Genomic DNA, 11,716 nt, shown 5'->3' with positions numbered 1-11,716 from the left:
ACATGAAATTAATACTTTACATTTTCTTCGGAATACTATCGCTTTCACTTCAAGCTCAAGATTCTTTAAACGATTTATTGAAGCAACACAATAAAAATAGTGTGCCATATATTTCGGTTCAAGAGTTGGCAATGCCTAAAACTGAAGCTATTATTCTGGATGCTAGAGAACCCTCTGAATATGAAGTAAGTCATCTTAAAGACGCGATTTTTGTTGGATACAATCATTTCAGCTTAGAACAAACAATGTTACAGCTAAAAGATAAAGATCAAACTATTGTCGTGTATTGTTCTTTAGGTATTAGATCTGAGACCATTGCTAATCATCTTAAAAAAGCAGGCTATACAAACGTTAAGAACCTTTATGGAGGAATTTTTGAATGGAAAAACAAAGATTTTGAAGTCTATAATTCCGAAGAACTAAAAACCGATAGTATTCATGCATTCTCTGAGCATTGGAGCAAATACTTATTAAAAGGGACAAAAGTATATTGAGCTTATATTCGAGTTAAATATTAAATTTAAAACTTTTTATGATTCTGAAAATGAAGTTAAAACCAACTCATAATTACTTTCATTTATAGACCTTTGTAAAAACAATATTAATTGAGTAAAGTATATGGGAATTTTATCCAATAACAATACAAATAGCGATCAAGATCTGGTTGCTAATTTTCACTTTCCGACGTCACAAAAAGCCATTATCATTTTTACTAGAAATCCAGAATTAGGAAAATGTAAAACACGTTTGGCTAAAACAATTGGAGACGAAGCTGCTTTAGATGTTTATAAACACTTGCTAGAACATACTGCAAATGTTGCACAAAAAGTAAAAGCTGACCGTTATGTGTTTTATTCCGAAGAAATAAATACCAGTGATTTATGGAGTGAAGATACATTTAATAGGAAACTCCAAATTGGTAATGATTTGGGTGAAAGAATGTACCATGCATTTTTAGATTTATTACAATCTGGTTATAAAAAAGTGATTATTATTGGCAGTGACCTTTTAGATTTAAATGAAAACCTTATTGAAGACGGGTTTAATCAACTAGAAACTAATGATGTGGTTATTGGTCCTGCTCAGGATGGTGGCTATTACTTATTAGGTCTAAAAGAAATGAAAGAGGCTATTTTTAAAAACAAAAATTGGGGAACAGAAACTGTGAGACAAGACACCTTGAATGATTTACAAAATAGTAACGTACATTTACTAGAATCTTTAAACGATATTGATACTTTTGAAGATATGAAGCATTATGATCAACTAAAAAAATATTACAAAATCCATGATTAAATTTATAACAGAAACAGCAGAATATTTACAATCTAAAGGTTTTGAGAATCCGGAAATTGGAATCATTCTTGGTACAGGTCTAGGGCAACTAACCGATGAAATTGAAGTGATTGCAGAAGTGAGCTACAACCACATCCCAAACTTCCCAACAGCAACCGTAGAATTTCATAAAGGGAAATTAATTTATGGAACTTTAGCTGGCAAAAAAGTCATTGTGATGCAAGGACGTTTTCATGTGTACGAAGGTTATTCATTACAAGATGTGACCTATCCTGTTCGTGTCATGAAACAATTAGGCATCAACACTTTATTAGTATCAAATGCGTCTGGAGCTATAAATTTAGACTTTAAAAAAGGCGAATTAATGTTAATTGACGATCATATCAATTTGCAAGGTAGTTCTCCTCTAGCATTTAAAGGTGTTGAAGAATTAGGTGAACGTTTTGCTGATATGAGCGCACCATACAATCTTGAGATTAACACAAAATTTAAAGCGATTGCTAAAGCAAACAACATCAAACTACATGAAGGTGTTTATGCAAGTGTTGTTGGTCCGCAATTAGAAACCAGAGCAGAATATCGTATGCTTAAAATAATTGGTGCAGATGCTGTTGGAATGAGCACAGTACCTGAAATCATTGTTGCTAATCATCTAAATTTAAAAACAGCAGCAATTTCTGTTTTAACAGATGAATGTGATCCAAATAATTTAAAACCTGTTAATATTAGTGAAATCATTGCTATGGCTGGTAAAGCAGAACCAGATATGATTACGCTATTTAAGGAATTGATTAAGAGTCTCTAATCACATGAAGTTTACGACATTTATTTTTATATTGTTTTTTTCTGGTTTTTACTTTGGGTTTTCCCAACAAATAGCAAAAGGAGAAATTGTTAAAGACCGTCAATTTTTGATTGATAAAAGTGAAATAACCGCAAGTGACGACCAAGGAAACTTCATTTCAATTAGGCCACATAGAATTAATGGCACATTACGAAATTATTATGTTGAGTTTTTTAATAGCCTTAACTTCACAGAGCGTCTTGAAATAGAAACAAAAAATGAAACAGATATTTTAGATGTGTTTATTTTAAACGAAAAAGCACATATTTTCATTAAGGAACGAGAAGATCAAACCATAAGTTTAAGATTGGATGTTGTAGATTTAAAAACAAAATCACTCACAAAAAAAGAACTATTAAAAACAGACAAAGACACCGATAAACCTCTATTTAAAGCATTAAAAAACAATTATCTCATTAACTTAGAACGATCTTCAAACCTTGTTTTAAACTTCCCTGTGGTTGAGGATCAATCAACGTTTGCTTATGTCAAAGTGTTTTCTTTAGATGTAGAAGAAATCACTCAAATCAATGTATTTGCAGATGAAGATATATCACATCGCAATACCAGTTTTCTCAATGCCAAATTTATAAACAACAAGGTTTATGCTTTATTTCAACTACATGACAAGAATGATGACAATCTGCGCTTTTACAGATTAATTGAGCGTTCTCAGGCTGGAGAACGTTTTTTAGATATTGAAATTCCTGTTGACAGTTATGAATTGATTAATTCTAAAGTTAAAGATAATCACATGATTATTGCTGGCTTATATTCTCATTCTAAAAAAGGAGGTTATAAAGGTTTTACCTATTATAAAATCAATTTAGAATCTTTAGAATTGGAATCTCAAAAACAGTCTGAATTTTACAATGAAAAAGCGAAAAATTATTTTTCTGGTTGGTTAATAGGTAATCGCAGTGTAGACATCAATAATCTTTTTATTGACGATGAATTCAATACCTATATTGTAGGTCAATTTTATATTTTAAAAAGAGAAAGTTTACCTATAGGGATTCCAATAGCATCGTTTGGTGTTGGAGCTATTTCAGCATTTATAACCATTAACCCTATTAGTTATAGCTACAAGGTTTTTGATGATATTTTAGTCGGAAAAATAAACGATCAAGGTATTATCAATTGGGATAATGTGCTAGAGTTAAGACAGACAGAAAAAATAAAATCGAAATCTAATAAAAGAGATTCTTCTACATTCACCTTTTTTGCAAACAATCAAATTAATATCTTTATTAATGGTTACATAGATCCTGATAAAGAAAAGCTTATTGTAAAGCAAGACAAACGCCTTAACAAGACAAATTTTTATAATATTACAGTTAATGAACAAGGTATAATTGCACCAAATATCGTATTTCCAAATGTAGATTCTGAAATTATATTTAGAGCTGAGAGCTCTGTAAAATCTAATTCTATTATTCATATCTTAGGACAAGGGAATATGCGAAAGCAATTACTTAAATTAAATTTATAATATCAAGTGGAAAAATACCTTGAACTCATAAAAAACTCCTATTCGGGATACTGGAATTATTTGAAGAACGAGATTCTTCTACCAAACAATTGGGATAATTATTTCTATGGACTAATTGCTATTTCACTAATTGTATGGTTGTTGGAAGCCCTTTTTCCGTGGCGAAAAAATCAAAGTTTATTTAGAAAAGATTTTTGGTTGGATACATTTTACATGTTCTTCAATTTTTTTATTCTCAATTTAATTGTGCTCATCGCTTTATCAAATACGGTTGCAGAGTTTCTTAATGACATCCTTGGAGCTGTTGGACTTTCGTTATCTAGTTTTCAACTTTTTGATTCTACAGATTTACCAAAGTGGTTGGGTCTACTTATTTTCTTTTTAGTCAATGACTTTGTACAATGGAACACACATCGTTTATTGCATCGTTTTCCTTTTTTATGGAATTTCCACAAAGTACATCACAGCGTTAAAGAAATGGGATTTGCTGCGCATTTGCGTTACCACTGGATGGAGCCTGTTATGTATAATTCTATTAGATATATTCCTCTTGCGATCATCGCAAATTATAGTTCGCACGATGTTGCTATTGTCTATTTCTTCGCTATTGCTATTGGTCACCTCAACCATGCTAATTTGGGTTGGGATTACGGAAAGTTAAAATATATTTTTAATAATCCGAAGATGCACATTTGGCATCACGCAAAAGAACTTCCTCAACATGTTAGGTTTGGTGTAAATTACGGACTAACGTTAAGTATTTGGGATTACATCTTTAAAACCAACTATGTTCCATATGATGGACGAGACATAGAATTAGGTTTTGAAGGTGATGAACACTTCCCGAAAGATTTTTTACACCAAGAGTTATATCCGCTTAAAACCAAAAGCTAAGGCTTATCGTAAGTGTTTATGACAATAATAAAATTCAAACATGAACTATTTAAAACATTTTGCAGTCTTATTTATGAGTATCAGCACATATGGTTGTTGCTCTGCAAAGACTGTTATTTCTGAAAACACTCAAGCACAAACAACTGTTATTGAAACCTCAACCCAAACTGCTACTGAAGTTATAGAAGAAACTAAAACTGAAGTAGAAGAAACGGTTTTATTAGATACTGAAATTAAAGATGACGTTCAAACAGATTATGTTACTATTATAGGAGACAGTACATTATATATAACACAAGGTAAATTTATTATAGACCATTCTCAATGGAACGATTTATTACAAAAACATGTTTCAAACCAAGGAAATGTGAACTACAAAGGTTTTAAAGCTGACAAAACAAAGTTTAATACGTACTTAGATATGCTTTCTAAAAATCCACCTCAAGATTCTTGGACTAAAGATGAAACTTTAGCCTATTGGATGAATGTTTACAATGCATTTACGGTTAAGCTCATATTAGATAATTATCCAACAAAAAGCATTAAAGATATTGATGGACCTTGGAATCAACGTTTTATTAAAATAGGTGAAAAATGGTATACATTAAATGATGTTGAGCATAAAATTATTAGGAAAATGGATGAACCTAGAATTCATTTTGCTTTAGTATGTGCTGCTGTGTCTTGCCCAAGATTATACAATAAAGCGTTTACCTCAAAAAATTTGGAAACTGACTTAGACTTATTAACTCGAGGATTTTTAAATGATCCAACAAAAAATGAGTTTAGTGAGGACTCTATTGAAATATCAAAAATATTTAAATGGTATGGTGGTGACTTTAAAAACGATGGTCAAGATTTAATTGATTTTTTCAATAAGTATACTGACGTTAAGATTTCTTCAAAAGCAAAAAAGAGTTACAAGGATTACAATTGGAGTTTAAATGAACAAAACTAAGGATCCTATTTTTGCGTAGATAGAACTATGATAAGTATTATTATTCCCATTTTAAACGAAGCTGAAACGATTGAAGATCTTCTTTTTCATTTAATAGACCATTCGTCTTTGATGAATATTTCAGAAATTATAGTCGTTGATGGAGGCAGTACTGATGGATCTCAAGATGTTATTAAGAATTTAGATTTAAAAATTAAGATCCGTTCATCTCCAAAAGGTAGAGCCAAACAAATGAATCTTGGTGCAAAAATGGCAACAGGCGACATTCTTTATTTTTTGCATGCAGATTCTTTTCCGCCTCTACATTTTGATGAATTGATCATTTCCGAAGTAAAAAAAGGGAATAATGCTGGATGCTTTCGTTTAAAATTTGATAGTAATCATTGGTGGTTACGATTAGCGAGTTGGCTCACCCAATTTTCTTGGAGAGCTTGTCGTGGTGGTGACCAAAGTCAGTTTATTACAAGAGCTCTTTTTGATGAGATTGGAGGTTATGATGAGAATTATATTATCTATGAAGACAATATTTTAATCAACGAACTCTATGCTAGAAAAGAATTTGTGGTCATTAATAAAAAAATAAAAACCTCAGCAAGACTCTATCGTAAACATGGTGTTTGGAAATTGCAATATCACTTCTGGACGATTTATGTTAAAAAATGGTTTGGTGCTAGTGCAGATGAATTATTGGTTTATTATAAGAAGTATATTTGTTAGAATTTAAAACTTCCTCTTTCCTGCAAGGTTTCTAAAACCTTGTAGTTTGAAGACTATAAATTAAAGTTTGAAGCTATAAATTCAAATCATACTTCTATTGAAAAAATAAAATGTTATTTCCTATTAAAGATACCTACAAGGTTTTAGAAACCTTGCAGGATATTATCGCTCACAATTTTAAAATTTAAAAAACTTCTCTAATGAGACTCCTCCTTGTTATTCCTTCAGAATGACAATTAGTTTTAAGATTTCACTCGATTTCTAATATCTGTCAAACTCGCATCTAAGACTAATTTACCATCACGAAACACTTCTTTTAATTCGCCTTGTTGCTCTTCGTCCCAAGAAACTTGATCTATCAATTTATAGGCTCCATTTTGGAGTTCAATTTTGATTAAACCTTTTGCAGATTTCTTTGTTCCGTCATCTGTAATTGGATCTTTGTAGATTTCACGACCTTCGCCATTAACTTCGCCATACGTTGCTTTCATTGCGAATCCAAACGTATCACGCGTATTATATTGATAGGTAAATGAACCAATCCCTAAAACCACATTTGTTGAAGCAAAACCTTTTTGTTTGAGTCGTTCACATATTTGAGTTGCTCGATCTAAAGTGATGCTATCTCCATAAATTGCTCCAATGTGTGCATCTAATTCTTTGTAGCCTTTACTATTTATTGTCCCTCCAAAAATCTCCCAAAGTAGTTCTATGACTCCTTTTTTCTCTTCGGAAGTTTTGCCTTTTACATTTCCGCAGATAATATCTACAGGATCACCAGAATCTGGTCTAATCACAACTTTTCCATCTCTAGCTAACACTTCATTTTTTAAATTAGGAAGATACTCAGTGAGCACTTTCCAGAGATCCCAAGTATCAGAAACTATGGATACAATCCCGTTAGGATAAACTTCAGTAATTAAACGTTTGAAGGTTTCCTCCTCACCTAAATTTGTTCCCATACACATTACAGAATGTTCGGTCGCCGCAACAGAACCTCCAACTAAATCTGTATCTGAATTGGCGTTGTAATACGTTTCTAAAAAGTCAATGGTTGGAATGGTATCTGTTCCTGTAAAACTTAATAAATGCGCAGCAGATGACATGACTGCAGCTTCCAAACCAGCCATTCCTCGCATTGAAAAATCGTGACCTTGCCAATCTACAAACTCAGGAACTGATGATGTTTGCTCAGCATAACCATCTAATATTTTACGATACTCCTTCGCAATCGTTGCAGAGTTACAAGGCATCCAAAGTGTTGTAGACAATAAGGTTTCAAAATAATTTGTGAGCCAGAAAAATTCTGATTCTGTATTATACATCGTTACCATGGGCACACGAATTGGCACTTGAGCACCTTCTGGCAATGCTTTGATGACCATTGGCAAATAGCCTAAATCATGAAGTGCTTCTATATGTTCAATCCCAACTTGGTTTGGACCTAAATAATTATTGACGCGTCTTGTGTAGCGTTTACAAATTTCAGCTTTTGGTTTGTTGAAAAAATTAGCATTGAAATCTTCAATCATATATTTTTTGATGAAGTATTGCAGTCCGAAAAACACAACCTCTTCAACTCCTTCAATTCTACTTTTTCTTGGTGTCCAGTTGGAATATACTAATGTTGTACCTTCTGGATATTGTCTTCTGTGGTCAACTTTGTAACCGTCTGTGTATAGTAGTGGATTCATGGGCTTTGTGATTCCTGTGAAAGCAGGAATCTATTTTTTAGTTAGTAATCTTTTCATTTAATAATTCATCTCTTACTTCCATAAGTGCAAAGCCTAATAAATTAAGTCCTTTCCATTTACTTGGAATTTCGGAATCGTTGTGATCTGAAGCTAAACCAATTCCCCAAATCTTGTCTACTGGGCTTGCTTCAACTAAAATTCTTTTTTTAGTTTTTAATAAAAAATCTTTTAATTCTGGGTTCTGTGAGAATTTAAAATAATTGGCTTTCTTAACAATCTCAAATCTTTGGTCTTCCCATAGTTGTTGATTGAAGTCTTTGACTTGTCTACCTAATTTCTTAGCAGCTGCTGGAGATTTGCTCACTATGACTTTTTGAAATATCTCTCCATCATTAAATAGCTTTGCTTTTTCTGCCATCATATAATGTTCAGCAGTCTTGTATAAAATGCCATCAACTTTAAAATATGCTTCCCACCATTGACTAAAACAACTTTTAGTTATGCTTCCGTCTTTACTTTTTTGATGTCCCCAAAACAGTAAATATTTAATTGGCTTACCTGTATTTTGAATACTCTTTATAGTATATTTCATAATCTTCATTCAGAGTTTAGTCTTCTTTTCATTATAAGTTTGGCTATTCCTTCCAGTTTCTTCTGGATAAAATGACATCACAGCATCACTTTGAAACACCTCTTTAGTCTCTATATCTAAAGCAGACAATTTACCTGTAAATGCAGCTCCTGTATCAACATTCCAAACGTTGATTGCGTTCATAGGTTGATCTTGATTAAAGTTTGTTGTTGGTGTATGACCAATGTAGATTTCCTTATAATGTTTTAATCGGTTTGGATATAACTCTGAGTGTTTCTTAATACGCTTATCCATCGTTAAAGCCATTTCCCAAAGTGTACGGTCAAAATAGAAATTCTCTTTATGTATTTCTCGTTCTACACCATGCATAGATGTGAATCCTGCATGCAGAAATAATCTATTTTGTTCATCAATGTAACACAAATCCATATCTTCAAAAAAGTATAAATGCTGTTTTTTATCTGCTTCGGAAATCGTCTTATAACTCTCTATCGTCTCTTTTCCTCCATGATTAAACCAAACACCATTTATGTCTCCAGTTCTTAACCATTGCTCACACCACACATCATGATTTCCTTTTATAAAAATGCATTTGTTCGTTTTTGACAAGTTCATCACATATTGAATCACTTGAGCAGATTCACTCCAACCATCTACATAATCTCCCATGAAAATGAGTTCATCATCTTTGGTAAGTTTAAGTTTTTCTGAAAGTTGTTTTAAAGCTTTTAATCCTCCGTGGATGTCTCCTATTGCTAGTGTTCTTTTCATTGTAAATATGTTTTTGAAAACTGTTCGCTCAATTTTAAAATATCATTTTTTCGTGCCAAAGCATTTATCCAATCCTTTGGAACATCATCTAAACCGTAAACCATTCCTGCAATTCCTCCAACTACAGTAGCTGTAGTATCTGTATCTTCTCCAAGATTTATAGCTTTAAAAACCGATTCTAAATAAGAATTAGTGGTCAACAAACACCAAAAGCTGGCTTCGAGTGTATTGATCACATAACCATCAGAACTAATATCACTTTCTTCTAAAATTGAAATATCATTATTAATGATTCTATTAAAATGTTTGATTTCATATTCGGAAATAGATTCCTCTTTAAAAAACTGCTTGATGTCGTTTTGCATGAGACTATAAGCTTCTCTTAATTCAATATTATTAATAATGTATTCAGCAAATTTCAGATAAATCAAACAGGAAATAGCGCTTCTAATATGACCATGCGTCAATGCAGAAACTTCCCACACTATATCAAATTGTGCTTTGATTGGTTTTCCTTTTATAAGAAACAAGAGTGGTAAAATTCTCATTAATGAACCATTACCATTTGTAAACTCATCTGCTTCATACTTTAAAAAATTTAAAGCTTCAAAATCTTCATTATCTATAATACGTTGAAGTGTATCTATTGAGCCTCTAGTTTGAATTCCTATATCAAAAACGCTTCCATGAGGTGTCCAAAGTTGCGCACGTTTCCATTTAATAAAATTAAGAGCAATGTCTTTAAGGTTATAACCTTGAATTAAGCTTTCTGCCAAACAAAATGTTAGCGAGCTATCATCACTCCATGTTCCTTTTGGTTGATGATGTGTCCCAAACTCCAACATCGTGTCAACCGGAAAAGCAGTAAAGTGTTTTCTAGGTTTAAACTCTGCTGGAACACCTAAAGCATCTGCTAAGGATAATCCAAGAAACATATTTGTTATTGTTTTCATTATAATCTTAATTGTTGCTTTAAACTTTCATCTTCTAAAATTAACGGATGCTCATCAGGAACCAACAATTGATCTAGTTGATTATTTAAAACAAATTGATATTGCTCATTCACAAAAGTTGAAATATCTTCTATTTCTAAAATATCATCTTTCGCATATTTTTTTATTTCTTCACCTCTTATACCAATTTGCATCGCACGACGCTCAAGTTTCGCTCCATAAGGATCATGATCTGGGTCCCATTGTAAACGTATGGATGAATTTTGCACTTGTTCTTGCCAAGCTTCTCTTGTTTCATATAAATCTTTTTGATAGCTAGAGTAAACTGCTTGTTTTAAGTAACGCTCAAAAGCTTCTCTCTTTAAATGTATGGCCAAAACGACTTCTTGCCCTACTTTTTGTCCCCAACCATTTCTATACATCATCCATAGAAAATTGGGTTTGATCCATGTCATACGATTGAGACTAAATGCACCTCCAAAATATTGATTTTGTGCTGCAAAGTTTCCAATTTCTGGTCTGTAGGATTGATACACTACAATTTCATTGTCATCATATTGTGCCATGATGTGATGACCTGTTTGTGGCCAATCCTTTTGTTGTTCTATATATGGTTTTATGTTAAGTTTCATTTTATTAATTCTGTTAACTTCATTTGCACAACACCTTTTTCATCTAAATCCTTAAAACTATCCGTCGTATAAATTTTAGTAAAGCATTGATTTAACACCTCAACACCTTTATTGAAAATACCATGACTTACTGCTAGGTATAAATTACCTGCGTTTTTCTTTTTTAATTCTTCTGCTAATCCTATAAATGTTCCGCCTCCATCACAAATATCATCTACGATGAGACAATCTTTACCTGAGAGATCATTCTCGTAAACTTTAAAGCCTTCGAGTTTTCCGTTTTTGACATTTCGTTTTTTAGAACATTCTACAACTGGCAATCCTCCTAAAAACTCAGATACTTTATAAATCTTTTTAAGCGCTCCTCCATCTGGTGAAATGAGAATGACTTCGAAATTTATATCCTGAATCACATGCTCAATAAAGATATGATTTGAAATCACTTTACAATTATTGAGTAACGCTGGAGTGACTTCAGAATGCGGATCAAAAACCGTAACCGATTCTAAATCCAATCCATTAATCAAATCTGCATAGACTTTTACCGTTAGGCTTTCTCCAGGAATCATCACACGATCTTGACGAGCAGCTGGCATATAAGGTAAAAACAGATGAATTATTTTCACATCCATTCTACGCAATGCATCTACCGCAATCAATAACAATCCCATATCTTTAAAAGACTGAATTCTTGTAGTTACTGTAACTTCTGTAATCTCATCTAAGTCTGATTGAATCTTAATATGTGGCTCTCCTCCTGAAAATGTAAAACTTTCAAATTGAATAGTATTCTCTTTTCCTAAAGGTTGAAACGAAGGGTCTAAATTTAAAATCATTTGCGTTAATTTTACGCAAATGTAAACGGAATAAACT

The 11,716-nt window shown here is 32.3% G+C and carries 13 protein-coding genes; 7 read left to right on the top strand and 6 right to left on the bottom strand.

The features are described from left to right. The first annotated feature begins 2 nt into the window (after positions 1-2). From IM744_RS03285 to IM744_RS03255, 7 genes are all read left to right on the top strand, one after another. The gene (locus IM744_RS03285) at positions 3-494 is read left to right on the top strand and encodes a rhodanese-like domain-containing protein (protein WP_194506655.1); all 492 of its coding nucleotides are present in this window, start codon (positions 3-5) and stop codon (positions 492-494) included. A gap of 124 nt (positions 495-618) precedes the next feature. Then, positions 619-1,296: a TIGR04282 family arsenosugar biosynthesis glycosyltransferase gene (locus IM744_RS03280; RefSeq protein WP_194506654.1), complete on the top strand. Its 678-nt coding sequence runs from the start codon at positions 619-621 to the stop codon at positions 1,294-1,296. Further along, a complete protein-coding gene (locus tag IM744_RS03275) occupies positions 1,289-2,101 on the top strand; it encodes a purine-nucleoside phosphorylase (RefSeq protein WP_194506653.1) in 813 nt (270 codons plus the stop codon). The genes IM744_RS03280 and IM744_RS03275 overlap by 8 nt, the downstream gene beginning before the upstream one ends. 4 nt (positions 2,102-2,105) lie before the next feature. Next, complete coding sequence (locus IM744_RS03270; RefSeq protein ID WP_194506652.1) at positions 2,106-3,632, top strand: hypothetical protein; 1,527 nt, start codon at positions 2,106-2,108, stop codon at positions 3,630-3,632. Positions 3,633-3,638: 6 nt separating this feature from the next. Further along, complete coding sequence (locus IM744_RS03265) at positions 3,639-4,526, top strand: sterol desaturase family protein (protein WP_194506651.1); 888 nt, start codon at positions 3,639-3,641, stop codon at positions 4,524-4,526. A 40-nt stretch (positions 4,527-4,566) separates the two neighbouring features. Continuing rightward, on the top strand, positions 4,567-5,484 hold the full coding sequence (locus IM744_RS03260; protein ID WP_241738274.1) for a DUF547 domain-containing protein: 918 nt from the start codon (positions 4,567-4,569) through the stop codon (positions 5,482-5,484). Positions 5,485-5,511: 27 nt separating this feature from the next. Continuing rightward, a complete protein-coding gene (locus tag IM744_RS03255; RefSeq protein WP_194506650.1) occupies positions 5,512-6,201 on the top strand; it encodes a TIGR04283 family arsenosugar biosynthesis glycosyltransferase in 690 nt (229 codons plus the stop codon). Between the two features lie 242 nt (positions 6,202-6,443). On the opposite strand, the gene IM744_RS03250 is transcribed toward IM744_RS03255, so the two are convergent. The 6 genes from IM744_RS03250 to prs are packed head-to-tail and all read right to left on the bottom strand — an operon-like array spanning position 6,444 to position 11,679. After that, the gene (locus IM744_RS03250) at positions 6,444-7,895 is read right to left on the bottom strand and encodes a nicotinate phosphoribosyltransferase (protein WP_194506649.1); all 1,452 of its coding nucleotides are present in this window, start codon (positions 7,893-7,895) and stop codon (positions 6,444-6,446) included. A gap of 37 nt (positions 7,896-7,932) precedes the next feature. After that, entirely contained in the window at positions 7,933-8,487 is a 555-nt protein-coding gene (locus IM744_RS03245; protein WP_194506648.1) for an NADAR family protein, read from the bottom strand. A 9-nt stretch (positions 8,488-8,496) separates the two neighbouring features. Continuing rightward, positions 8,497-9,258, bottom strand: a complete 762-nt coding sequence (locus IM744_RS03240; protein WP_194506647.1) for a metallophosphoesterase family protein — start codon at positions 9,256-9,258, stop codon at positions 8,497-8,499. After that, positions 9,255-10,211, bottom strand: a complete 957-nt coding sequence (locus tag IM744_RS03235) for an ADP-ribosylglycohydrolase family protein (protein ID WP_194506646.1) — start codon at positions 10,209-10,211, stop codon at positions 9,255-9,257. The genes IM744_RS03240 and IM744_RS03235 overlap by 4 nt, the downstream gene beginning before the upstream one ends. After that, a complete protein-coding gene (locus tag IM744_RS03230) occupies positions 10,211-10,843 on the bottom strand; it encodes a DUF4291 domain-containing protein (RefSeq protein WP_194506645.1) in 633 nt (210 codons plus the stop codon). Before IM744_RS03230 ends, IM744_RS03235 begins: the two co-directional genes overlap by 1 nt. Then, entirely contained in the window at positions 10,840-11,679 is an 840-nt protein-coding gene (prs, locus tag IM744_RS03225) for a ribose-phosphate diphosphokinase (protein WP_194506644.1), read from the bottom strand. The genes IM744_RS03230 and prs overlap by 4 nt, the downstream gene beginning before the upstream one ends. Positions 11,680-11,716: the final 37 nt, after the last annotated feature.

The organism is Psychroserpens luteus, assembly GCF_015319355.1.
In the GTDB taxonomy this organism is placed as follows: Bacteria; Bacteroidota; Bacteroidia; order Flavobacteriales; family Flavobacteriaceae; genus Psychroserpens; species Psychroserpens luteus.
Note: the sequence above shows the minus strand (reverse complement) of the source record. Positions and strands in the feature narration are given on the sequence as shown.